The sequence below is a fragment of the Streptomyces sp. NPDC014764 genome, from assembly GCF_043082785.1.
GTDB classification, from domain to species: Bacteria; Actinomycetota; Actinomycetes; order Streptomycetales; family Streptomycetaceae; genus Streptomyces; species Streptomyces althioticus.
Map to the genome: position 1 here is coordinate 34,081 of NZ_JBIBXY010000013.1, position 22,369 is coordinate 56,449.

The following is a 22,369-nucleotide window of genomic DNA, read 5'->3' on the forward strand; positions in this document are numbered from 1 at the left end:
CACACCCGCCGTACCGTCAGCACGTCAAAGTGAACGAACTGGAGACTTCATGACAGCGTCTCACCCGCGCCACCGCCGGGCGCTGGTCGTCCCGGCCGGCATGGCCCTGGCGACCGCGCTCGCGTTCCTGCCTAACACGGCCGCCACGGCCGCCCCCGCCCACCAGGGGGCCGCCTCCGCGGACTCGGCCTCCTTGAGCTACGTGGTCAACGTGCAGGGCGGGCACGGCGCGCCGGCTCATGTGAAGAAGGCGATCGCCAAGGCCGGCGGGACGATCGTGACGTCGTACGAGAAGATCGGCGTGATCGTCGTCCACTCGTCGAACGCCGACTTCGCGAAGACGATCCGCAAGGTGCCGGGGGTGCAGTCGGCCGGCGCCACCCGCAACGCGCCGCTGCCGTCGGCGGCCACCACGGACCTGGGCTCCCCGAAGGTGCTCAGCGCCGCCGAGGTCGCCGAGGCGACGCAGGAGGCCGCCGACGGCCAGGACCCGCTGCAGAACCTCCAGTGGGACCTGCCCGCCATCAAGGCGGACAAGGCGCACGAGAAGTCGCTGGGCAGCCCGGAGGTGACCGTCGCCGTCATCGACACGGGCGTCGACGACACGCACCCCGACATCGCGCCCAACTTCGACCGGGCCGCTTCGGTGAACTGTGTGGCGGGCAAGCCCGACACCAGCGAGGGCGCCTGGCGCCCCGGCGCGGCCGAGAGCCCGCACGGCACGCACGTCGCCGGTGAGATCGCCGCCGCGAAGAACGGCATCGGCATGACCGGTGTCGCCCCCGGGGTGAAGGTCTCCGGCATCAAGGTGTCCAACCCGGACGGCTACTTCTACACCGAGGCCGTGGTGTGCGGCTTCATGTGGGCGGCCGAGCACGGAGTCGACGTCACCAACAACAGCTATTACACCGACCCCTGGTACTTCAACTGCAAGAACGACCCGGACCAGAAGGCGCTCGTCGAGGCCGTCTCGCGGGCCACGCGGTACGCGGAGCGCAAGGGCGCGGTCAACGTCGCGGCGGCGGGCAACGAGAACTACGACCTGGCGTCCGACTCGATCACCGACCCGTCCTCGCCGAACGACGGCACCCCGTCCGACCGCGAGATCGACCCGTCGAAGTGCCTGGACATCCCCACGCAGCTCCCGGGCGTGGTGACGGTCGCGTCGACCGGCGCGAAGGGTCTGAAGTCGTCGTTCTCCAACTACGGCCGCGGGATCATCGACATCGCCGCGCCCGGTGGCGACTCGACAGCCCTGCAGACGCCGGCCCCGCCCGCCACCAGCGGCCTGATCCTGGGCACGCTGCCCGGCGGCGGCTGGGGCTACATGGCCGGTACGTCGATGGCGTCCCCGCACGTCGCGGGCGTCGCCGCGCTGATCAAGTCGAAGCACCCGTACGCGCCGCCGGCGCTGGTGAAGGCCCTGCTGTACGCGCAGGCCGACGCCACCGCCTGCACCAAGCCGTACGACATCGACAACGACGGCAAGGTCGACGCGGTGTGCGAGGGCCCGAAGAACCGCAACGGCTTCTACGGCTGGGGCATGGCGGACGCGCTGGACGCGGTGACGCGGTGACGCGGTGACGCGGTAGTCGTCGTCGCTCCGTGAAGCGTTCAGGAGGGGCCGGGCGGGTGCGCCCGGCCCCTCCCGTCTGCCCGGCCGTGCGGTGCGGTGCTGCACAGTAGGGCCATGACTCGTCTCGCGTCCCTCTGGTCAGGTCTCGGCGGGGAACCCGCGCTCGTGTCGCGGGTGTCCGCCGTCGAGCGGCCCGGTGCGCTGTCCTCACGGTTGCCGGTGAGGGAGTTCGCGGGGGCCTGCGTCGGCGTGTGCGCGCTGGCCGCCGCCGAGCTCGCAGCCCGGCGCACGAGCGCCGGTGAGGTCCCGGCGGTGCGGGTGGACGACGGGGCGGTGGCCACCGCGTTCGTGAGTGAGCGTCACCTGCGGACCGACGGGCGGGCCGCCGAGAGCTTCGCGCCGCTGTCACGGTTCTGGCGGACGGCGGACGGGTGGGTGCGCACCCACGCCAACTATCCGCACCACCGGGCGCGGCTGCTCTCCGCGCTGGGCACGCCGGAGGACCCGGACGCGGTGGCCGCGGCGCTCGCGGGGAGGTCCGCGCGGGAGGTGGAGGAGACGGTCGCGGCCGCCGGCGGCCTGGCCGTCGCCCTGCGCACGCCCGAGGAGTGGGCGGCGCACGAACAGGCGGCGGCGGTGGCGCGGCTGCCGCTGGTGGAGCGGGTACGGCTGGACTCCGCGCCGGCGCGGAAGTTCGCGGCGGTGGGCGGCAGGGGTCCGCTGCTGCCCGCCGCGGGACTGCGGGTGCTGGACCTGACCCGGGTCATCGCCGGGCCGGTCGCCACCCGCACACTCGCCCTGCTCGGCGCGGACGTGCTGCGCCTGGACCCGCCGGACTTGCCCGAACTGCCCGACCAGCACACCGACACGGGCTTCGGGAAGCGGTCGGCGCTGCTGGACCTGGCCGCGGACCGGGAGGGCTTCGAGGAGCTGCTGGCGGGGGCGGACGTGGTGGTCACCGGGTACCGGCCCGGGGCCCTGGACCGCTTCGGGCTGAGCGCGGAGGCGCTGGCCGAGCGGCGGCCGGGGGTGGTCGTGGCACAGCTGTCGGCGTGGGGTGCGACGGGCCCCTGGGCGGGGCGCCGCGGCTTCGACAGCCTGGTCCAGGTCGCGACGGGCATCGCATGCGCCGAGGGCGGGCGGGACCGCCCCGGCGCGCTGCCCGCGCAGGCGCTGGACCACGGCACGGGGTACCTGCTGGCGGCCGGGGTGCTCCGGTCCTTGTCGGACCAGGCGGACACGGGTGGCAGCCGGCTGGTCCGGGTGGCACTGGCACGCACGGCGGCCGAACTGTCTGCGGGCGCCGGGGATTGCGCGACCGGGGAGCCCGGGACCGGCCTCTCCCCCACTCCATGGCTTGCGGAACGGGACAGCGCGCTCGGGCGGTTGCGGTACGCCCTGCCGCCGGTGGCCTTCGAGGGCGGACCGCGTGACTGGGCGCGAGGGCCGGGACGGTGGGGGGTGGATGCGGCGCGATGGCTGTGAGCGCCGCTCGCTCGCCTGCGGCACCGACGCACCACCCACAGCCGGCACGGGCGGCTCCTTGACGGACGTTCCCCACAAGGGACGACCGGCGGCAGCACTCGGCCGGGGGCCGGCACGTTCGGGCCGCGTGACCGGTCGCGAGAACCCGGGCAGTCAGGGTGGATGCGGCGCACGATCGCTGTGAGCGCCGCTCGCTCGCCTGCGGCACCGACGCACCACCCACGGGCCGGCACGGGCGGCTGCTGACGGACGTTCCCCACGAGGGGCGGCCGGTGGCTGCGGTCGGCGGCCGGGGGCCGCTGTGATGCGCACCGGGTGCGCGGAGCAGTCGGCTGTCGGCGTGCCCGCCGTGGGCAGGGCGCGACGGCGTCCGGCGAGCGTCCGGCTCGCCCGGGCGATCCGCACGCCAAGGCTGACCGTCCCTCAGTCATGAGACCGCGAGCCGAGGTGCCGACGGAGCCGGCACGGCCCTGGCCGTCCGCCGCGAGCCGCTCGGCCCCGGTGCGCCGGGTGCGGCCGCCGCCGCGCCCGGACCCCGGCCCGGAAGCGATGACGGCCAGGGTGGCGGAGGCCGCGACCTCGGCCGTGGCGGGTGGCGGGCAGGCACCGCCGGCACAGCCACCTGCCCGGGCCGGCTTCGCACGCGCTGTCCGCCGAACGTCGTCAGCACACTCCGGCGGACGCGCGTGTCGGGCGCGCCCCCGTGGTGCGTCGGGCGCCAAGTCGTGTGACCGGCGCTCGGCAGCGGCCGCGCGACCATCACAGGGCGCGAACAAAGTCCGCATATCGCCCCGCACTTGCCCTGCTCTGTGTGATCTTGTGAAGATCCTGGGGTGACTCTGACGAAATCCAGGGCCCGGTCCCGGGCGGTGCGGGCGTCCGGTGGGCGGCGGCGGGCCGTGGCCGTGCTCGTCCTGGTGGTGCTCGGTGCGCTGATACCCCTGCTCGGACCGTCGCCCGCGCTGCACGGCACCGGGGAGGCGGACCCGCCCGGAACCGGGGGCATAGCCCTCCTGCGCACCGTGCTGTTCGCCGCGCTGGCCGTGTCCACGGGCGAGCTGTTCGCCGTGCGGCTCGCGCGCACGCTGCCGGGCGCGCCGCCCGCCCTGCCGCGCAGTTGGTCGACCGTCGCCAACTCCGTCGGCTTCGTGGCCGCCCTGGGACTCGCGTCCGTCGTGGCGACCGGCAACCTCGTGCCGAGCAGCCCGGCCGACATCGACGTGGGCGGGCTGTACGAGACGCGGGACGGCAAGCTCGCCCTGCTGGAGGTCAACGGCTTTCTCGCGGCGGCCCTGTGCTCCGCGTCCAGGCGCCCCGTCACCCAGGCCCTGCCGCTGGCGGCGGTCGTCGTCGCCGAGGCGCTCCGCGCCCACCCGACGACGGAGTACAGCCCGCTCGTCGGCTCGGGGCTGACGCTGGTGCACCTGACGTGCGCGTCGCTGTGGGTGGGCGGCCTGCCGCACGTCCTGCGCACGATGCGACTGTGGGGGCACGTGGAGGCGGGCGCGGCACTGCTGGGCCGCTACGCGCGCGTGGCACTCGTCCTGCTCGCCGCCATCACCGCTACAGGAGTGTGCAGTTCGCTGCGCCGGATGCCGCCCGGGACGATCCTGGAGCAGCTGACGGGCACCGCGTACGGGCGCGTGCTGCTCGCCAAGGTGGTCCTGATGGCGGGCGTGTCCGCGCTCGCCCTGTGGGCGCGGGTGCGGCTGGCACGGGCGGCCGACCCGCTGACCGCGCGTTCACCCGCACGGGCGGAGGTGGGCCTACTCGCCCTGGTGGTCGCGGTGTCGGGACTGCTGACCGCGTTGCCGGTGCCGATCCGCTGGTGACCGCCCCGCGGGCCGCCCCGCTCGCCGTCACGCGCGCGTCGTGAACGGACGCGCCGCACGGGGCACCTGACGGACAGGCCTGTCAGCAGCGGGCCGTATCCTCGTGAACCATGCTCGAAGACCTCACCGCCGCAGCCGCCTCCCCCACCGCGTGGCCGGCCGCGTATCCGCAGGGATACGCGGTCGTCGACGTGGAGACCACGGGGCTGGCCCGGGACGACCGCATCATCTCCGCGGCCGTCTACCGGCTGGACGCGCGCGGCGAGGTCGAGGACCACTGGTACACGGTGGTCAACCCGGAGCGCGACCCGGGCCCGGTGTGGATACACGGGCTGACGAGCGAGATGCTCGAGGGCGCGCCCCTGTTCCAGGACGTCGCGGCGGAGTTCGCGGCGCGCCTGGAGGGCCGCGTGCTGGTGGCGCACAACGCGGTGTTCGACTGGCAGATGATCGCCCGCGAGTACGCCCGTGCGCGCAGCGAGGCCCCGGTGAGGCAACGGCTGTGCACCATCGCCCTGTCGAAGGAGCTGAGGCTGCCGCTGCCCAACCACAAGCTGGAGTCGCTCGCGGCGCACTTCGGCGTGGTGCAGCGGCGGGCGCACCACGCGCTGGACGACGCGCGCGTGCTGGCGGAGGCCTTCCGGCCCAGTCTGCGGGCCGCGGCGGCGGGCGGCGTACGACTGCCGCTGCACGAGTGCCGGCCGCTCACCGAGTGGTCGGACCGTCCCCGCATCGGGCAGCAGGCGTCCTACGGCGGGCGAGCGCCCTCCAGTTGGCGCCCCTCCCGCAAAAGACCCGCATGCCCCTATCCCAACCCGGGCCGGTACGAACCGGGCAAGCGACTCAAGCAGGGCATGCGGGTGGCGTTCTCCGGTGACACGTCCACCGAGCGTGACCTCCTGGAGGACCGGGCGACCGAGGCGGGGCTGCACGTGGCGACGAGCCTGTCCCGGCTCACCAGCCTGCTGGTGACCAACGACCCGGACTCGGGCACGTCCAAGACGGTCAAGGCCCGCCAGTACGGCACGCCCGTGGTCGACGAGGCCGCCTTCGGCCAGCTCCTCTCCGACGTCGAGCCCGCCTCGGAGACCTGACCGCCCGGGCGCGAGCAGGCGCGGGAGGGCGCGCCGGGACCTACCCGGCTCGGAGCGCCTCCCGCCCGGGTTGTACCTTCATGGGGTGTACCGCTTCCTGCTGTCCCGGCAATGGGTGACCCTCACGCTGGTCGCCCTGCTTCTCGTCCCCACGATGATCGCGCTGGGCATCTGGCAGATGAACCGCTACGAGGAGCGCTCCGCGCGTAACCAACTGGTGACCGACGCGCTGGCCGCCGACCCGGTGCCGGTGGAGCAGCTCGCGGCCCCGGGGCACGCGGTGACCCGCGCCGAGCGGTACCGCACGGTGACCGCCACGGGCCGGTTCGACACGGACGCCGAGGTCGTGGTGCGCCGCCGCACCAACGCCGACGAGGAGATCGGCTTCCACGTCATGACCCCGTTCGTCCTCGACGACGGCAAGGTGCTGCTGGTCAACCGCGGCTGGATCCCCGCCGACGGCCCCAGCCAGACCGAGTTCCCGAAGATCCCCGCCCCGCCGCGCGGCGAGACCACCATCACCGGCCGGCTGATGCCGGACGAGACGACCGAGGCCAGCGGCATCAAGGACCTCGAGGGGCTGCCGGACCGGCAGATCATGCTGATCGACAGCGAGCGGGAGGCGGAGCGGCTGGACGCCGACGTGCTCGGCGGCTACGTGGCGCAGACCGCGCCCGAGCCCGCGAGCGGCCTCCCCCAGCAGCTCGGCAACCCCGGCAAGGAGAACGCGGCGCTGAACTACGCGTACGCGGTCCAGTGGTGGCTGTTCGCCGCCGCCGTTCCGGTCGGCTGGGTCGTGCTGGCCCGCCGCGAGGCGCGCGAGCGCAGGGCGGACACGGGCCAGGACACGGACACCGCGGAGGCCGACGCCGCCCGCACCGAGTCCGCGGCCGTCTGACCTCGCTCCTCCGTTCTCCCCGTTCGCCGGGTTCTGTGCGAGAGTGGCGCACCGTCGGACGTTCCGCCGATGTGTTCCGGACACGGAACCGACCGGTTCCGGTCATCCGGACGGACCGCCCGCGCAACTCTTCTCCGAGGGGCACAGCACACCAAGGGCGGTGATCCATGGCCGGCGCAGCCATGACCACGACGTTCCTCGCCGTGATCGGCGGGGCGTCGCTGCTCGCCGTCACCGCGCGCCGGCTGCATCCCAGCGACCGGCTGCCCTCGCTGGAGGGCTGGGCGCTGGCCGACCGCGGCCTCGGCGCCGGCTGGACCTGGCTGCTGCTCGGCGGGACGGTCTACACCGCGTACACCTTCACCGCCGTGCCAGGCCTCGTGTACGGCAACGGCGCGTCCGCCTTCTTCGCGGTGCCGTACACGGTGATCGTCTGCCCGCTGGCGTTCGTGCTGCTCAGCCGGCTGTGGGAGGTGGCCCGGCGGCACGGCTACATCACGGCCGCCGACTTCGTGCGCGGCCGCTACGGCTCGCCTCCGCTGGCCCTGGTCGTCGCGCTGACCGGCATCCTCGCGACGATGCCGTACCTGGCGCTCCAACTGCTCGGCATCCGCGCGGTGCTCACCGCGGGCGGGCTGTACCCGCCGGGCGCGGCCGGCGACCTGGCGATGGTCGCGGTGTTCGCGGGGCTGGCGGTGGCCACCTACCGGCACGGGCTGCGCGCCCCCACGGTGATCTCCGCGCTGAAGGCGGTGGCGGTGTTCGTGTCGCTCACCGCGGTCTGCTGGCTGGTCCTCGACCGGTTCGGCGGGCCCGGCGCGGTCTTCGACGGGGCCGCCCGCGCCCTCGGCGGCACCGACGCCGCCCACTCCCCGCTGGTGCTCACGCCCGGACAGCAGCCCGCGTACGCGACGCTCGCGCTCGGCTCCGCGCTGGCGCTGCTGATGTACCCGCACGTGCTGACCGCCGGGTTCGCCGCCGACGGGACGCGCACCCTGCGCAAGGTGTCGGCTGGGCTGCCCGCCTGGACGGCGCTGCTCGCGCTGTTCGGCTTCCTCGGCATCGCGGCCCTCGCCGCCGGGGTGCGGGCGCCCGCGGGCGGTGCCGAGGCGGCCGTGCCCATGCTGGTCGACCGGCTGATGCCGGGCCCGCTCGCCGGTCTGGTGTTCGGCTCGATCGTGGTCGGCGCGCTGGTCCCGGCGGCGGTGATGTCCATCGCCGCGGCCACCAGCTTCGTCCGCAACGTGTACGTCGAGTACGTCCACCCGACGGCCACGCCGAAACGGCAGGTGCGGGTCGCCAAGACGGTGTCGCTGACCGCGAAGCTCGGCGCGGTGGCGTTCGTGTTCGGGCTGCGCGACCAGGACGCGATCAACCTCCAGCTGCTCGGCGGGGTGTGGATCCTCCAGATCTTCCCCGCGGTCGCCGTCGGGCTGTACACACGGTGGCTGCACCCGCGGGCGCTGCTCGCCGGCTGGGCCGTGGGCATGGCCGCCGGAACCTACCTGGTGGTCCGGGAGGGCTTCTCCTCGATCGTGCCGCTCGTCGCCGGCTCACCCGAGATCTATGCCGGTGTCGCCGCCCTGGTGCTGAACCTGGCCGTCGCGGTGGCCGCCACGCCCCTCCTCGCCCGGCTCGGCGTCCCACGCGGCCCCGACACCACCGACCTGCCGTCCCGCCCGCCTGCCGGGCGACGTCCCCCGACGGGAGCGAACAACGCGTGATACGCAGACACCGTCCCCCGGTCACCCTGCCCCCGGCCCCGGCCGTCCCCCCGCCGCCCGAGCCGCCGGGCCTGTCCGTCCCGCTCGCCGCTCCGTGCGCCGACCCCGCCGACCTGGAGCGGGAGGCCGGCGTGGCCCGCCTCTTCGAGCTGCACTACTCCTCGATGCTGCGGCTCGCCGTGCTGCTCGGCGCCGACGACCCGGAGAACGTGGTCGCCGAGGCGTACTACCAGATCTACCGCCGGTGGCGGCGGCTGAAGGACGTCGCCGCGGCCGAGGCCTACCTGCGCTCCACCGTCTGCAATCTGACCCGGATGCGGATACGCCACCTCCAGGTCGCCCGCCGGCACGAGGAGCAGCCGGCCTCCCCGCCCGAGCCCACCGTGGCGTCCGCCGAGAACACCGCACTGCTGCGGGACGACCAGCGGGTGCTGATCGACGCGCTCCAGCAGCTCCCGGCCCGGCAGCGGGAGGCGCTGGTGCTGCGCCACTGGCTCGGGCTGAAGGAGGCCGAGATCGCCGCCGCGATGGGCATCTCCCGCGGCTCCGTCAAGACGCACACCTCCCGCGGCATCGCCGCGCTGACCCAGGCCATGGAGGCCCGGCGATGAAGCATCAGGACGCGACTCCGTCGCGTGGGACCGGCCGGCGCCGCACCGGACACGGGCGGTCCGAGCCGCACCGGCCGCCGGACGCGGAGCGCACCGAACGGGAGCTGGCCGACGCCCTGCACGCCCTGGCCGGCGGAGTGCTGCCCGACCCGGACGCCTACCGCACCGCGCGCGGCGAATGGCTGCGCAGGGAGCGCCGCCGCCGGCTGGTGCTGACCGTGCTGGTCGCCGTCGTCTTCGCGCTGGCGACGCTGATCGGGCTGTGGGTGCTCAACCAGGCGCCCGCCGAACCCGGTGTGATCTTCTCCGGCGACGGGGCCGCCGCGGCCGACGGGCCGTCACTCCCCCGGCCGCCGGGCTGATTGCGGCGCGCTGCGGCCGGGAACCCGCACCCCGTGCTTCGTATCGAGGACTACGCGCTCATCGGCGACGAGCAGACCGCTGCCCTGGTGGGCACCGACGGCTCGATCGACTGGCTCTGCCTGCCCCGCTTCGACTCGGCGGCCTGCTTCGCCCGGCTGCTCGGCGACGAGAACAACGGGCACTGGCGCATCGCGCCGCCGGGCCAGGAGCGGTGCACGCGCCGCGCCTACCGCGAGGACTCGCTGGTGCTGGACACCGTGTGGGAGACGCCCGACGGCTCCGTGCAGGTCACCGACCTCATGCCGCAACGGCACACCGCACCCGACCTGGTACGGATCGTGCAGGGGCTGAGCGGTGAGGTGACCGTGCGCAGCACGCTGCGGCTGCGCTTCGACTACGGCTCCATCGTGCCGTGGGTGCGCAGGGCCGACGGGCACCGGGTCGCCGTGGCCGGGCCCGACTCGGCGTGGCTGCGCAGCGTGCCGGAGGTGCACACCTGGGGCGAGGACTTCGGCACCCACTCGGAGTTCACGGTGAAGGAGGGCGAACGGGTCGCCTTCGTGCTCACCTGGCACCCCTCGCACGAGCCGCGGCCCCCGCTGGTCGACCCGTACGCCTCGCTGCGGCACAGCCTGAAGGACTGGCAGGGGTGGGCGTCCCGCTGCCGCTACCGGGGGCCGTACCGGGACATGGTGATGCGGTCCCTGATCACCCTGAAGGCGCTCACCTACCGTCCCACCGGCGGGATCGTCGCCGCCCCCACCACCTCCCTGCCGGAGGAGCCGGGCGGCGTGCGCAACTGGGACTACCGGTTCTGCTGGCTGCGCGACTCCACGCTCACCCTGAGCGCGCTCCTCGCCGCCGGGTACATGGAGGAGGCCGAGGCCTGGCGCGACTGGCTGCTCCGCGCGGTTGCCGGCGACCCGGCGGACCTGCAGATCATGTACGGGCTCGCGGGCGAGCGGCGGCTGCCGGAGTTCGAACTGCCGTGGCTGTCCGGCTTCGGCGGCGCCACCCCGGTGCGGGTCGGCAACGACGCCGTGAACCAGCTCCAACTCGACGTGTACGGCGAGGTCGTGGACTCCCTCGCGCTGGCCCGGCGCGCGGGGCTGCCCGGGAAGCCGGACGTGTGGGCGCTCCAGTCTGTCCTGCTGGACTTCCTGAAGACGGCCTGGCGGCAGCCGGACGAAGGGCTGTGGGAGGTGCGCGGGGGCCGGCGTCACTTCGTGCACTCCAAGGTGATGGTGTGGGTCGCCGCGGACCGCATGGTGCGGGGGCTGGAGAGATTCCCGGACCTCGACGGCGACCTCGACGCCTGGCGTGCGCTGCGCGACGAGGTGCACCGGGAGGTGTGCGAGAAGGGCTACGACCCCGCACGCAACACGTTCACGCAGTCGTACGGCTCGCGTGAGCTGGACGCGGCGCTGCTGCTGATCCCACGGGCCGGCTTCCTGCCGCCGGACGACCCCCGGGTGCTCGGCACCATCGACGCGATCCGGGCGGAGCTGGGCCAGGACGGTCTCGTACGCCGCTACACCCCGGACGCCGCCGGGCTGGACGGGCTGCCCGGGCAGGAGGGCGCGTTCCTGGCGTGCACGTTCTGGCTCGTGGACGCCCTGCACATGACGGGCAGGACCGAAGAGGCCCGCGCCCTGTTCGAACGGCTGCTCGGCCTGGCGAACGACGTGGGACTCCTCGCCGAGGAGTACGACACGGTGAACGGCCGGCTGCTGGGCAACTTCCCGCAGGCGTTCAGCCACATCGGCCTGGTGAACAGCGCCCTCGCCCTGTTCGGTGACGAGGAGGCAGGATAGGGCCATGGATCTTGGACTGAAGGACCGGGTGTACGTCGTCTCCGGGGCCACCCGCGGGCTGGGCCATGCCTCCGCGCGGGCGCTCGTCGCCGAGGGCGCGAAGGTGGTCGTCACGGGGCGGAAGGGGGACGCGGTCGCGGAGGCCGTGTCCGCGCTGGGGCCGGACGCGGCGGCCGGGGTGGCCGTCGACAACGCCGACCCCACGGCCGCCGAGCGGCTGATCGCCACCGCGCGCGAGCGGTTCGGCCGCTTCGACGGCGTCCTCGTGAGCGTGGGCGGGCCCCCGCCCGGGTTCGTCGCCGACACCACCGACGAACAGTGGCAGGCGGCGTTCGAGTCGGTGTTCCTCGGCGCGGTACGGCTGGCCCGCGCGGCCTCGGCGGAGCTGGGCGAGGGGGGTGTCGTCGGCTTCGTGCTGTCCGGCTCGGTGCACGAGCCGATCCCGGGCCTGACCATCTCCAACGGCCTGCGTCCGGGCCTGGCCGGCTTCGCCAAGTCCCTCGCCGACGAACTGGGTCCGCGCGGCATCCGCGTCGTGGGCCTGCTGCCCGGCCGCGTCGACACCGACCGCGTCCGCGAACTGGACGCCCTCTCCGCCGACCCGGAGGCCACCCGCCAGGCAGCCGAGTCCCGCATCCCCCTCCGCCGCTACGGCACCCCGGAGGAGTTCGGCCGCACGGCGGCGTTCCTCCTCTCCCCGGCGGCGTCGTACGTCACGGGCGTGATGCTGCCGGTGGACGGAGGGTCGCGGCACGGGTTCTGAACCCGGGGCTGCCTCAGGGCGGGATGCACGCGTCTCGGTGGTCTTCGGACACGCGTGCACCCCCCCGTCGGGTCGGCCACGGTGGTGTCAGGTGACGCGTTCCGGGCGGTGTTTCACCGCCCGGAGGCGGACCTCCGACGGGAGGGCCGGGAGGGTCGTGGCGTTGCGGGCGTGGGTCAGGGGGCCCGCGGTGAAGGTGTCCAGCGCCGTGCCCGGGTCCACGTGGGGTTCGAGGAGGAGCACCACGCGGGTGCGTGGGGTGTCTCGGCGGCCGGTGAGCAGGACGCGTGCCTCGGCTACGCCGTCCTGACGGTTCGCGTCCTCGGCGAGCGCGCGCTCCAGGGCGCGGCCCCGCAGCGCCGCGACCTCGCCGTCGCCGGTGTCGACCACGGTCTCCGACACGCGCCGGCGCCTGAGGACCGAGACCAGCCACCACAGGCAGAGCAGGACCACCACGGCGAGCGCGGCGATCACCACCGGCCACCACCAGCCCTGGTCCCGCCACCGGGTCCGCTCGGAGTCGTCGAGCAGCACGTCGTTCCGGCCGTCGTGCAGCCACCAGGAGGGCGCGGGCGCGCCCAGGCCGATCGCCAGCACCGAGCCGCCCAGCACGAACAGCACCAGCCCGGCGAGGGCGAGCAGCACACGGTTGACGGTCGTGTTCACGGTCACCGCCCCTTCCGGCCGGGCCGTCGTACGTGCAACGTCAGCGGGGACGGCCGGGCCAGGCCCAGCCCGCGGATCGCCCCTTCCAGCACGGCGGTCAGGTCCTGGCGTACGTCGTCCAGGTCGCGGAAGTGCGACACCGCCCGCACGTCCGTCCTCCTCCGCTTCACGGCCACCCGCACCGCCTGCACTCCGGCCACCTCGAGCGCCCGGTCGCGCAGCACCGTCGCGGCGGCGTCCCGGTCGAGGCCGGCACGGACGTCGGCGTGGACGCGGCGCATCGTCAGCACCGACCGCAGGCCCGGGGTGAGGGCCAGCACCAGCAGCCACAGACCCAGCGCGGCGGCGACGGCCGCCCCGGTCAGCACCCACACGTCGTCCAGCCGCCGCTCGGCCAGCTGCCGGGCCAGGTCGTGCCGCCAGCTCATCCCCGGCCGGTGGGCGCGTACCGCCGCGATGTCGTAGAGGAACGCACCCGCGATCACCAGCACCACCAGTGCCAGGAGGCCCGCCGGGACGCGGCGGGGCGACCAGAAGCGCCGGCGGCCGCCGCTCGCGCCGCCCGTGGTGGCGCCGCTCTCCGCGGACGGCGCCGACGGGCCGGCCTTCGTGTCCGGCGTCCCGCTCATGACAGCCTCCCGCCCACCGTGTCGGGGTGGGCGGCCAGATGCAGCCGTTCCACCTGCACGACGACCTCAGGTACGGACATCCCCGCGAGGTCGCGCACCCGGTCGACGATCCGCCGCCGCACCCGTGCGCAGCGGCCGCCGATGTCGCCGGGGTAGTCGAGTTCGACGTGCACGCGCACGCGCGCGCTGCCGTGCCGGACGACGACGCTCGCGTGCGGCGGCTCGGCGTCCCGCGGCAGCACACCGAGAGCCTCACGCGCCGCCTGGGACGCGATCTTCGCGACGACCCGGTCGGCGATCGTGGTCTCCCCGCGTTCCCCCGAAGGGACGGCCCGCGGGTCTCCGCCGAGCTCCACGGCCCCCGCGCCCACCCCGGTCACCGCCGCCGTTCGTCACGGGGGCGGAAGAAGTCGCCGAGGTCCATGTCGCCCTCGAGCAGCCGGCCGACCACGAAACCCACCGCGCCCAGGGCGGCCACCAGCAGGAACGCCCCGAATCCGCCGAAGTATCCGGCGAAGCCCAACGCCATGCCGGCGATCATGCCGACGACGGCCATCCTCATGCCTCGCTCCTCCGCTCAGCGTGTCTCACTGCAACCGGGTATCGGGCTCGTCCTCCTCCTCGTCGGGCAGTTTCACGTCGCTCACCGCGATGTTGACCTCGACGACCTCGAGGCCGGCCATCCGCTCGACGGCCGCGACGACGTTCTCCCGTACGTCCTTGGCGACGTCGGCGATGGACACGCCGTAGTCGACGACGATCTCCAGGTCCAGCGCGGTCTGCACCTCGCCGACCTCGGCCTTCACCCCGCGCGTCGTCGACTTCGACCCGCCCGGCACCCGCTCGCGCATGGCGCCCAGGGTGCGGGAGACGCCGCTGCCCATGGCGTGCACGCCCAGGACGTCCCGGGCCGCCAGGTGGGCGATCTTCTCCACCACACCGTCGGCGATGGTCGTACGGCCCCGGCCCGCGGGGTCGCCGCCGCCGCGCCGCGTGGTCTGTCCTCGGCGCGCGCCGGAGTCGCCGAGCGTCTTGTCCGTGTCAGGAGCCCGTACCGAGCTGCCTTCGGTCATGTCGGTCATCGCCATACATCCCTTCGGTCGTCCTCCTTCGACCACCGTATGCGCGTTTTCCCCGATTCGCTCCGCTGATACGGCAGGCTGGAGGAATGACGGCGGACCGGTGGACGCGGATGGTGCGGCAGCAGGTGGGGATGGGCAGGTTCCTGCCGCTGGGCGGGCCGTACGACGGGGCGTGGCTCGCGGAACGGGCGGCGAGCGGGGTGCTGCGCGGCGCGGCGGAACGGGAGGTGCCGGAGGTGCGCCTGGACAGCGTCCGGATCGGCCTCGCCGACCCCGGCACGGCCGCCGAGCCGGCGGTGACGGCCCCGCCGAGCGCCCTCCCGCCGGGCCCTCTGCGGCTCACGGCGGAGTTCGCGGCCACGGCGGCGTGGCCCCTCCCGGAAACGGCGTCCCGCCTGCGGACGTCCTTGGCGGTCACGGCGACGGAACGGCTCGGCCTGGACTTGACCGAGGTGGACCTCCGGGTCACGGAACTGCTGGGCGAGGAGCCCTCCGCCGCCCCGGCCGGGGCGCCGGGGCAGTCTGCAGCGACGCCCTCGCCCGGGGGGCCGGGCGCGCCGGGGGACGTGGTCAGCCCTGGAGAGGGCGACGGCTCGGAAGGTGAGCGGGTCGCCGCCGTGGTTCTGCGGGTGGCCGGGGTGACCAGGCTGACGGGGTCGTGGGGCCGTCCGGTGCGGCTCACCGAGCAGGCGTCGGGCGCCGGGGACGCCCTTCCCCGCCGCCACGCGCGCGTGGACCTCGCCGTCGCCGAGGGCTTCCGCCCGCTGGAGGTCGCGCACGCCGTGCGGGCCGCCGTGGCGGAGGCGCTTCCGGACCGGCCGACGGTGGCCGTCCTGGTCACCGACCTGGACTGACCCGGCCCCGTCGGCCGGTCACGGCCGCCGGACTACTCGCCGAGCCCCGCCAGATCGCGCAGACGACGAGCCTGGGCCGCCCGCTCGGCGCCCCGCTGCTCGTCGTAGGTGCGCCCCTGGGCCCCCCGCAGCAGCGCCTTCGTCTCGATGACGGCGTCGCGAGGAGCGGCCAGCAGCGCCGCCGCGAGGTCCTGCACCGCTCCGTCGAGCTCGGCGCCGGGCACGGCGAGGTTGGCCAGACCGATGTTCACCGACTCCTCGGCCGTGACGAACCGCCCGGTCGCGCAGATCTCCAGCGCGCGGGCGTAGCCGACGAGGCCGACGAGGGGGTGCGTGCCGGTGAGGTCGGGCACCAGGCCGAGGCTGGTCTCGCGCATGGCGAACTGCACGTCGTCCGCGACGACGCGCAGGTCACAGGCGAGGGCCAGCTGGAAGCCGGCCCCGATGGCGTGTCCCTGCACGGCGGCGATGGACACGATGTCGTTGCGCCGCCACCAGGTGAACGCGTCCTGGTAGCCGGCGATGGCGGCGTCCAGCGCGGCGTCGTCACTGCGCGCCAGGTCGACGAACGACGGCTCACCCGGGATTCCCTCGGGCGACAGCATCTGCCGGTCGAGCCCCGCGGAGAACGACTTTCCCTCCCCGCGCAGCACCACGACCCGGACGGATCCGGGCAGCCGCTGCCCCGCCTCGGTCAGCGCCCGCCACAGAGCGGGGCTCTGCGCGTTGCGCTTGGCCGGGTTGGTCAGCGTCACCGTGGCGATCGCGTCGTCGACGGTGAGCCGTACGCCGTCCTTGTCGAGAACCGGACCGAGGTCCTGGGGGGACGAAGCCATGGGGCGCCTCCGATGGGTGCGGTCGTCTAAGTGACTGCACAGTAACCACCCGGCCGGTCGGACGGCCGACCGGGTGGTCACCATCGGGTCTGCGGGGCCCCGGGGATCAGGCCGACGGAGACTTCTTGCCCCGTGTCGCCCCGCCACGCCCTCGGAGCGTGACGCCCGATTCGCTCAGCATGCGGTGCACGAACCCGTACGAGCGGCCGGTCTCCTCGGCCAACGCGCGGATGCTCGCACCGGCGTCGTACTTCTTCTTCAGGTCTGCCGCGAGCTTGTCGCGCGCGGCGCCGGTCACCCGGCTGCCCTTCTTCAGAGTCTCGGCCACCCGTGCCTCCTCATGGGAAGTGCGCTCTGGTCTCCTCATGATCACCCCTCCCGGGCCCGATGGCCACCCATTCGGCAAGGTCGATAAGACAACCTTGTGACGACGGGAGCGTGTCCCCACATCCGGAATGAGGAATTCCAAGCGGCTCCGGCGCGACCGCCGATTGGGTTTCTCCAGGAATTCGCAGGTCAGAAAGGCGCGACGGCCGAACCCTCGTTCCGAGAGGGTCCGGCCGCGAAATCCGTGTAGGACACACCTCAGGATGAGGAGATCTCACACGATTGATGGATCACCGATGGGCCGAATGATCCATACGCAGTGGATCACGCATTCGATCAAACACCGCTGACCCGGTCGCCGGGTCTCGGCGGTCAGGCGAGCGCGACCAGATCCGCGTAGTCGGAGCCCCACAGGTCCTCGACGCCGTCCGGCAGCAGAATGATCCGCTCCGGCTGGAGCGCCTCGACGGCGCCCTCGTCGTGGGTGACGAGGACGACCGCGCCCTTGTAGGTGCGCAGCGCGCCGAGGATCTCCTCCCGGCTGGCCGGGTCGAGGTTGTTGGTGGGCTCGTCGAGCAGCAGGACGTTCGCCGAGGAGACGACGAGGGTCGCCAGCGCGAGACGGGTCTTCTCACCGCCGGAGAGGACCCCGGCCGGCTTGTCGACGTCGTCGCCGGAGAACAGGAACGAGCCGAGCACCTTCCGGACCTCGACGAGGTCCAGGTCGGGTGCGGCCGAGCGCATGTTCTCCAGGACCGTGCGGTCCGGGTCGAGGGTCTCGTGCTCCTGCGCGTAGTAGCCGAGCTTGAGGCCGTGACCGGGGACGACGGCGCCCGTGTCGGGCTGCTCGACGCCCGCGAGCAGCCGCAGCAGGGTGGTCTTGCCGGCGCCGTTCAGCCCCAGGATCACGACCCGGGACCCCTTGTCGATCGCCAGGTCGACGTCGGTGAAGATCTCCAGGGAGCCGTACGACTTCGACAGGCCCTCCGCCATCAGCGGGGTCTTGCCGCAGGGCGCGGGCTCGGGGAAGCGCAGCTTGGCGACCTTGTCGGACTGGCGCGCCTCCTCCAGACCGGCGAGCAGCTTCTCCGCGCGGCGGGCCATGTTCTGCGCGGCGACCGTCTTCGTCGCCTTCGCGCGCATCTTGTCGGCCTGGGCGTTGAGCGCGGCGGCCTTCTTCTCCGCGTTCTGCCGCTCGCGCCGGCGGCGCTTCTCGTCGGCCTCGCGCTGCTGCTGGTAGAGCTTCCAGCCCATGTTGTAGACGTCGATCGCGGCGCGGTTGGCGTCCAGGTAGAACACCTTGTTGACGACCGTCTCGACCAGGTCGACGTCGTGGGAGATCACGATGAAGCCGCCGCGGTAGGTCTTCAGGTAGTCCCGCAGCCAGACGATCGAGTCGGCGTCAAGGTGGTTCGTCGGCTCGTCGAGGAGCAGGGTGTCCGCGTCGGAGAACAGGATGCGGGCGAGCTCCACGCGACGGCGCTGACCGCCGGACAGGGTGTGCAGCGGCTGGCCGAGCACCCGGTCGGGGAGGTTCAGCGCGGCGGCGATGGTGGCGGCCTCGGCCTCGGCGGCGTACCCGCCCTTGGTGAGGAACTCGGTCTCCTGGCGCTCGTACTGCTTCAGGGCCTTCTCGCGGGTGGCGCCCTGGCCGTTCGCGATGCGCTGCTCGTTCTCGCGCATCTTCCGGATCAGTACGTCGAGCCCGCGGGCGGACAGGATGCGGTCGCGGGCGAGGACGTCGAGGTCGCCGGTGCGGGGGTCCTGGGGCAGGTAGCCGACCTCACCGGAGCGGGTGACCGTGCCCGCGGCGGGCATGCCCTGGCCGGCGAGGACCTTGGTGAGGGTGGTCTTCCCCGCGCCGTTACGGCCGACGAGGCCGATGCGGTCGCCCTTGGCGACGCGGAAGGTGGCGCTTTCGATGAGGATGCGGGCACCGGCGCGCAGCTCGATGCCGGAGGCGGAGATCACGGACAGACTCCAGGGCAGGTGTGGTTGGCGGTGGGCGGCTGAGGGCGTTCCCGCCGTCTAATGCGCGAGGAGAATGGCCATGCGAGCCATTCTAACGGGGCGGGGCAAGCGGTTTTCCGCGTGCGGATTCGCTCCACGCGGGTGTCGGTGGCCGGTGTCACACTGACCGTTGACGGGACACACCAGTGCATCCCGGAGCACTCCGGACACGAGGAAGTGATCACCATGGCAGGCACGGGCAGCTCGCGGCCGGGGGTCGTACCGACACTGCTGTACGCGGACGCGAAGGCGGCGATCCGTCAGCTGACGGAGGGCCTCGGCTTCACGGAGGTGTCGGTGTACGAGGGGGAGGACGGCACGGTGGAGCACGCCGAACTGGCCCAGGGGAACGGGGTGGTGATGCTGGGTTCCAAGGGGCGCGGGGGTGTGTTCGACGCGGTGATGAAGGACGCGGGTCCTGCGGGGGTGTACGTCGTCGTGGACGACGTCGACGCGCATCATCGGCGGGCGGTGGAGCAGGGGGTGGAGGTGCTGACGCCGCCGACCGACCAGGACTACGGGTCGCGGGACTACATGGTCCGTGACCTGGAGGGCAACGTGTGGAGCTTCGGCACGTACGCGCCGGAGGCGGGCGCCTGACCGGAGGGGTCCTGCGATCCCGGGCGCGCAGGCGTGCCCGGACCCGCCGCGCCGCGGGGGCACCGCTGCGGGCGCCCGTGCCGCCCCGGCGGGACGAATGCCCGCAGCCGGGCCGGAGGCCGCAGGGCGGCACGGGTGGGCGCAACGGCACACCGCGCCGTGGCTACCCCCCTTTGTGCACCTGGAACGCCGCTCTTCGGACCGCCTTCGCGAAGGCGGGGTCCGGGTGGGCGGCGGCCAGGGCGACCAGGACCTGGACCGTGCGGGGGTGCCCCACCGCGCGGACCTCGGCCAGGAGGGCCGGCACCGTGGGCTGGACCGCCGTCTCCAGGTGACGCAGCAGCAGAGGCGCCTCACCGTGGTCAGCGACCGCCGCCGCCGTGTCCACCCACAGCCACGTCGCCTCCTCCCGCGTGAGCACCTCGTGCGCGTCCTCGGGGTCCGTCCCGTCGTGCTCGGCGAGCCACAGCAGGGCGTACGGCCGCAGCGCGGGCTCGTCGAGGGCGGCGCGCACCTCCGGCTCGGCCGGGGCGCCCACCACCCTCAGCGCCTCGAAGGCGAGGCCCCGCAGCAGGGCGTCCTCCCCTCGCGCGGCGGCGATCAGCTCGGTGACGGCGCTGCCGACCGGCCGGGCGGCGAGCCAGGCGCGGTACTCGGCGCGGGCCGCGGCCGGACGGAGCCGCGCGCACCCGCGCAGCATGTCCTCCGCGCCCTGCTCGATGTTGCCCGCCGGGCTCTGCGCGGCGACGCAGATCTGCTCGAGCTTGACCCACACCGCCCAGCTGCCGAGCGGCGTCAGGGTGGCCTGGCCGTCGCCGTAGGTGAGCGCGCCGACGGAGGCGAGGGCGCGCAGCGCCCAGTCGAGGAGCGGCTGCAGCGGGGCGTCCGCGGCGGGCGCGGGGCGCGGCTCCGGGGCGACGGCGGGGGTGTCGGGCGCGCCGGGCCGCGGCCCGTAGTCCACCTCGCAGCGCTCGGTGCGCAGTTCGGTGACCCGCTGCTCCAGCAGGTCGAGCAGCTGGGGCACGGGCACCGGCCCGGCGGACAGCTGCAGGAAGGACAGCACCTGCGGCATGGCCGTCACCACCTCGGCGACGGCGGCGGGCTCGTGGTCCTCGGGTTCGGGGCAGGAGAGCGACCAGGCGTCGCAGAGGGCGACCCAGCCGCGCAGCACGGCGCTGTCGTCGCGGTCCCAGGCGCGCAGCCGCCAGCCGGGGCGGGCGCTGTCGCCGTGCACCTCGATGAGACCGGCCAGCCGGGCGGTGTCCCAGTCGGCACGGACCTGATCGACGGTCAGGCCGAGGGCGTCGGCGGCCCGGCGGGCGGTCGCGTCGGACAGGGTGGCCTTGCCGTCGGCGGTGGCGCTGTCACCGCCGGGGCCCAGGGCGCGGTCGGCCCAGCGGGCCACGCGGGCGGCCGCGGCCAGGACGGAGCGTGCCATTCCGGCCAGCTCGGCGGGCGCGGGTGTGCCCTCCGGGGGGCGTGGCGCGGGGCGGCGCACACGCCGCTGCTCGATCGCGGCGGGAGCGGCGGCCAGGGGTCGCGGGCGGACGAGTCGAAGCCTGGAGTCGCGCGGGATACGGGACGTCACGGGTGCAGTCTTCCGGTTGACGGTCCGAAAACCCAAACGGAATGCCGCGGGACGCCTCGGTGACCGTCGCCGTCCCGGCCCGGACGGTGCCGGAGGGGCCCGATCAAGCCAGTGGTCCGACCCTAAACGGAATCCCTCGCACCGCCCGTTGCGGCGCCCCTCGGAAGGCCCCGCCGGGGTGCCCGCCGGGCGGCGCCCACGCTCACATCAGCGGTACGAGGAACCTCCGCAGCGACTCCTCGTACGCGGCCGGGTCGGCGTTCCACATCGCGGCGTGCGGGGCGCCCCTGACGGTCTGCAGGGTGACCGTGTCGGGGTGGGCGGCGGCGAGGCGGCGGGAGAACCGCCAGGGGGCCACCGTGTCGTCGGGGCCGTGGAAGATCTGCGTAGGAAGGGCGATGCCGTCCAGGCGCACCGCGCCGGGCCTGTGGTCGCCGTACAGGCCGGTGCGGCCCTGGGCGGCGCGGACGGCGAGCGGCAGGAGCACGGCCGGGGTGCGGCGGGCGCCGGCGAGCGCGCGCAGGGTGGACTCCCAGTCGAGCACCGGGGAGTCCAGGAGCAGCCCGGCGACCCGTTCGCGCAGTTCCGAGCGGGCCGCGGCGCGCAACGCCATGGTCGCGCCGGTGGAGAAGCCGTAGAGGACCACCTTGCGGGCGCCGGAGCCGACCGCGTGCCGCAGCACGGCGTCGAGGTCGCGCCACTCGGTCTCGCCGAGGTGGTTGAGCCCGTCCGGGGAACGGGGCGCCTCCGGGTCGCCCCGGTAGGCGGGGACGAGCACGGGGAACTGGTGGCGGTGAAGCGCGCCGAGGACGTTGAGGACGTGTTCGCGGGTGGCGCCGAGGCCGTGCACGGCGATCACCCAGGTGTCCCGGTTGCCGGGCACGAACCACGCGGGCAGCGGCCCGAGTTCGCCCGGCACGTCGAGCACGGTGTGGTCGACGCCGAGCGCGGTGCCGGGGTCGCCGACGTGGACGTTCGGGGTGAAGCGGGCCCGGTCGCCGGGTTCGGGCGTCCCGTAGGTGACGCGTTCGAGGCGGCGTACGACGGTGTCGGCGGAGTGGGCGGTACCGTCCAGGACGGGTCCCACGACCGCGTGGAAGCGCTCGCCGACGAGGCCGTAGCGGCCGGGACGCAGGGCGGCGAGGTCACGTGTGAGGGTGACCTGGCCGGCGGCGGTGGCGTGGACGGTGAGCCCGGGCTCGGTGGGCAGGGGCCGGCCCGAGGGGATCCTCAGGGCGGCGTCGCTGGCGAACCGGCCGGCGGCCACCGCGGCGGCACCGGCCCCTATCACGGCGGTGACGGCTGCTGCCGTCGCAGTCACAGTGCGCACGCCTCCCAGTGTCGGGGCCGGACGCGGACCCGGCCAGTGGACACGTGACCTGAAACCCGCCCGGACGCGGTCGGCCTCACGGCCGCGTCGACGGAAAGGGTTCCCGGCGGGCCCGTCCTGACACCCGGGAGCCGGCGGGTGACGGGCGACGGCTGACGGCTGACGGCTGACGGCTGACGGCAACTACCCTCGGCCCGCGGACGCCAGGGATTCCCAGGACGGCGAACCGGTTTGTCGACATGGCGTCACGGAACGCCCCGCCCGGCCGCCGCCGAGCCGAGCTCGCC

At 74.3% G+C, this 22,369-nt stretch carries 22 protein-coding genes; 12 read left to right on the forward strand and 10 right to left on the reverse strand.

Annotated elements, in window-relative coordinates:
- Nucleotides 1-49 precede the first annotated feature (49 nt).
- From ACF1AG_RS25660 to ACF1AG_RS25705, 10 genes are all read left to right on the forward strand, one after another.
- A complete protein-coding gene (locus tag ACF1AG_RS25660) occupies nucleotides 50-1,576 on the forward strand; it encodes a S8 family serine peptidase (protein WP_359601518.1) in 1,527 nt (508 codons plus the stop codon).
- A 114-nt stretch (nucleotides 1,577-1,690) separates the two neighbouring features.
- On the forward strand, nucleotides 1,691-3,061 hold the full coding sequence (locus ACF1AG_RS25665; RefSeq protein WP_391810471.1) for a CoA transferase: 1,371 nt from the start codon (nucleotides 1,691-1,693) through the stop codon (nucleotides 3,059-3,061).
- 839 nt (nucleotides 3,062-3,900) lie between these two features.
- Nucleotides 3,901-4,893, forward strand: a complete 993-nt coding sequence (locus ACF1AG_RS25670) for a copper resistance D family protein (protein ID WP_391810490.1) — start codon at nucleotides 3,901-3,903, stop codon at nucleotides 4,891-4,893.
- A 110-nt stretch (nucleotides 4,894-5,003) separates the two neighbouring features.
- Nucleotides 5,004-5,987: a DEDDh family exonuclease gene (locus ACF1AG_RS25675; protein ID WP_359601516.1), complete on the forward strand. Its 984-nt coding sequence runs from the start codon at nucleotides 5,004-5,006 to the stop codon at nucleotides 5,985-5,987.
- A gap of 85 nt (nucleotides 5,988-6,072) precedes the next feature.
- Nucleotides 6,073-6,885, forward strand: coding sequence for an SURF1 family protein (locus tag ACF1AG_RS25680; RefSeq protein ID WP_359601515.1), 813 nt, complete (start codon nucleotides 6,073-6,075; stop codon nucleotides 6,883-6,885).
- Between the two features lie 167 nt (nucleotides 6,886-7,052).
- Nucleotides 7,053-8,609, forward strand: a complete 1,557-nt coding sequence (locus ACF1AG_RS25685; RefSeq protein ID WP_359601514.1) for a sodium:solute symporter — start codon at nucleotides 7,053-7,055, stop codon at nucleotides 8,607-8,609.
- Nucleotides 8,606-9,220: an RNA polymerase sigma factor gene (locus ACF1AG_RS25690; RefSeq protein ID WP_387794817.1), complete on the forward strand. Its 615-nt coding sequence runs from the start codon at nucleotides 8,606-8,608 to the stop codon at nucleotides 9,218-9,220. Before ACF1AG_RS25685 ends, ACF1AG_RS25690 begins: the two co-directional genes overlap by 4 nt.
- The gene (locus ACF1AG_RS25695; protein WP_359601513.1) at nucleotides 9,217-9,582 is read left to right on the forward strand and encodes a hypothetical protein; all 366 of its coding nucleotides are present in this window, start codon (nucleotides 9,217-9,219) and stop codon (nucleotides 9,580-9,582) included. The genes ACF1AG_RS25690 and ACF1AG_RS25695 overlap by 4 nt, the downstream gene beginning before the upstream one ends.
- Nucleotides 9,583-9,615: 33 nt before the next feature.
- Nucleotides 9,616-11,397, forward strand: coding sequence for a glycoside hydrolase family 15 protein (locus ACF1AG_RS25700; RefSeq protein WP_359601512.1), 1,782 nt, complete (start codon nucleotides 9,616-9,618; stop codon nucleotides 11,395-11,397).
- A gap of 4 nt (nucleotides 11,398-11,401) precedes the next feature.
- Nucleotides 11,402-12,160 carry an SDR family oxidoreductase gene (locus tag ACF1AG_RS25705; protein ID WP_359601511.1) on the forward strand — a complete coding sequence of 253 codons (759 nt, stop codon included), beginning with the start codon at nucleotides 11,402-11,404 and terminating at the stop codon, nucleotides 12,158-12,160.
- Between the two features lie 87 nt (nucleotides 12,161-12,247).
- On the opposite strand, the gene amaP is transcribed toward ACF1AG_RS25705, so the two are convergent.
- Genes amaP through ACF1AG_RS25730 form a run of 5 tightly spaced genes read right to left on the reverse strand, consistent with a single transcriptional unit; the run spans nucleotide 12,248 to nucleotide 14,537 of the window.
- Nucleotides 12,248-12,832 (reverse strand): alkaline shock response membrane anchor protein AmaP, encoded by a 585-nt coding sequence (gene amaP / locus ACF1AG_RS25710; RefSeq protein WP_359601510.1) that lies wholly within the window; start codon nucleotides 12,830-12,832, stop codon nucleotides 12,248-12,250.
- Nucleotides 12,829-13,455 (reverse strand): DUF6286 domain-containing protein, encoded by a 627-nt coding sequence (locus ACF1AG_RS25715; protein ID WP_359601509.1) that lies wholly within the window; start codon nucleotides 13,453-13,455, stop codon nucleotides 12,829-12,831. The genes amaP and ACF1AG_RS25715 overlap by 4 nt, the downstream gene beginning before the upstream one ends.
- Nucleotides 13,452-13,835 (reverse strand): Asp23/Gls24 family envelope stress response protein, encoded by a 384-nt coding sequence (locus tag ACF1AG_RS25720; RefSeq protein WP_359601508.1) that lies wholly within the window; start codon nucleotides 13,833-13,835, stop codon nucleotides 13,452-13,454. The genes ACF1AG_RS25715 and ACF1AG_RS25720 overlap by 4 nt, the downstream gene beginning before the upstream one ends.
- Entirely contained in the window at nucleotides 13,832-14,017 is a 186-nt protein-coding gene (locus ACF1AG_RS25725) for a hypothetical protein (protein ID WP_359601507.1), read from the reverse strand. Before ACF1AG_RS25725 ends, ACF1AG_RS25720 begins: the two co-directional genes overlap by 4 nt.
- A gap of 25 nt (nucleotides 14,018-14,042) precedes the next feature.
- Nucleotides 14,043-14,537: an Asp23/Gls24 family envelope stress response protein gene (locus ACF1AG_RS25730; RefSeq protein ID WP_359601506.1), complete on the reverse strand. Its 495-nt coding sequence runs from the start codon at nucleotides 14,535-14,537 to the stop codon at nucleotides 14,043-14,045.
- 86 nt (nucleotides 14,538-14,623) lie between these two features.
- On the opposite strand from ACF1AG_RS25730, the gene ACF1AG_RS25735 reads away from it, so the two are divergent.
- Nucleotides 14,624-15,391, forward strand: coding sequence for a hypothetical protein (locus ACF1AG_RS25735; protein ID WP_391810472.1), 768 nt, complete (start codon nucleotides 14,624-14,626; stop codon nucleotides 15,389-15,391).
- 32 nt (nucleotides 15,392-15,423) lie between these two features.
- Here ACF1AG_RS25735 and ACF1AG_RS25740 read toward each other — a convergent pair whose 3' ends face one another.
- The 3 genes from ACF1AG_RS25740 to ACF1AG_RS25750 form a co-directional block, all read right to left on the reverse strand.
- The gene (locus ACF1AG_RS25740; RefSeq protein WP_387794814.1) at nucleotides 15,424-16,227 is read right to left on the reverse strand and encodes an enoyl-CoA hydratase/isomerase family protein; all 804 of its coding nucleotides are present in this window, start codon (nucleotides 16,225-16,227) and stop codon (nucleotides 15,424-15,426) included.
- A 106-nt stretch (nucleotides 16,228-16,333) separates the two neighbouring features.
- On the reverse strand, nucleotides 16,334-16,555 hold the full coding sequence (locus ACF1AG_RS25745) for a helix-turn-helix domain-containing protein (protein WP_006132657.1): 222 nt from the start codon (nucleotides 16,553-16,555) through the stop codon (nucleotides 16,334-16,336).
- A gap of 371 nt (nucleotides 16,556-16,926) precedes the next feature.
- On the reverse strand, nucleotides 16,927-18,525 hold the full coding sequence (locus ACF1AG_RS25750; protein ID WP_359601503.1) for an ABC-F family ATP-binding cassette domain-containing protein: 1,599 nt from the start codon (nucleotides 18,523-18,525) through the stop codon (nucleotides 16,927-16,929).
- 225 nt (nucleotides 18,526-18,750) lie between these two features.
- Here ACF1AG_RS25750 and ACF1AG_RS25755 point away from each other — a divergent pair, with 225 nt between their 5' ends.
- Nucleotides 18,751-19,164 carry a VOC family protein gene (locus ACF1AG_RS25755; RefSeq protein WP_359601502.1) on the forward strand — a complete coding sequence of 138 codons (414 nt, stop codon included), beginning with the start codon at nucleotides 18,751-18,753 and terminating at the stop codon, nucleotides 19,162-19,164.
- Between the two features lie 163 nt (nucleotides 19,165-19,327).
- Here the strand turns inward: ACF1AG_RS25755 and ACF1AG_RS25760 are convergent, their stop codons facing one another.
- Together ACF1AG_RS25760 and ACF1AG_RS25765 are read right to left on the reverse strand one after the other, a co-directional pair.
- Nucleotides 19,328-20,752 carry a hypothetical protein gene (locus ACF1AG_RS25760; RefSeq protein ID WP_387794813.1) on the reverse strand — a complete coding sequence of 475 codons (1,425 nt, stop codon included), beginning with the start codon at nucleotides 20,750-20,752 and terminating at the stop codon, nucleotides 19,328-19,330.
- A 202-nt stretch (nucleotides 20,753-20,954) separates the two neighbouring features.
- Entirely contained in the window at nucleotides 20,955-22,082 is a 1,128-nt protein-coding gene (locus ACF1AG_RS25765) for an alpha/beta hydrolase (protein WP_359601501.1), read from the reverse strand.
- Nucleotides 22,083-22,369: the final 287 nt, after the last annotated feature.

What these genes read in the sequence shown, in the direction of transcription:
- ACF1AG_RS25735 (WP_391810472.1), top strand. Translation starts at nt 14,624, where the DNA reads ATGACGGCGGACCGGTGGACGCGGATGGTGCGGCAGCAGGTGGGGATG.
- ACF1AG_RS25755 (WP_359601502.1), top strand. Translation starts at nt 18,751, where the DNA reads ATGGCAGGCACGGGCAGCTCGCGGCCGGGGGTCGTACCGACACTGCTG.
- ACF1AG_RS25660 (WP_359601518.1), top strand. Translation starts at nt 50, where the DNA reads ATGACAGCGTCTCACCCGCGCCACCGCCGGGCGCTGGTCGTCCCGGCC.
- ACF1AG_RS25695 (WP_359601513.1), top strand. Translation starts at nt 9,217, where the DNA reads ATGAAGCATCAGGACGCGACTCCGTCGCGTGGGACCGGCCGGCGCCGC.
- ACF1AG_RS25725 (WP_359601507.1), bottom strand. Translation starts at nt 14,017, where the DNA reads ATGAGGATGGCCGTCGTCGGCATGATCGCCGGCATGGCGTTGGGCTTC.
- ACF1AG_RS25665 (WP_391810471.1), top strand. Translation starts at nt 1,691, where the DNA reads ATGACTCGTCTCGCGTCCCTCTGGTCAGGTCTCGGCGGGGAACCCGCG.
- ACF1AG_RS25715 (WP_359601509.1), bottom strand. Translation starts at nt 13,455, where the DNA reads ATGAGCGGGACGCCGGACACGAAGGCCGGCCCGTCGGCGCCGTCCGCG.
- ACF1AG_RS25675 (WP_359601516.1), top strand. Translation starts at nt 5,004, where the DNA reads ATGCTCGAAGACCTCACCGCCGCAGCCGCCTCCCCCACCGCGTGGCCG.
- ACF1AG_RS25685 (WP_359601514.1), top strand. Translation starts at nt 7,053, where the DNA reads ATGGCCGGCGCAGCCATGACCACGACGTTCCTCGCCGTGATCGGCGGG.
- ACF1AG_RS25705 (WP_359601511.1), top strand. Translation starts at nt 11,402, where the DNA reads ATGGATCTTGGACTGAAGGACCGGGTGTACGTCGTCTCCGGGGCCACC.
- ACF1AG_RS25740 (WP_387794814.1), bottom strand. Translation starts at nt 16,227, where the DNA reads ATGGCTTCGTCCCCCCAGGACCTCGGTCCGGTTCTCGACAAGGACGGC.
- ACF1AG_RS25730 (WP_359601506.1), bottom strand. Translation starts at nt 14,537, where the DNA reads ATGACCGACATGACCGAAGGCAGCTCGGTACGGGCTCCTGACACGGAC.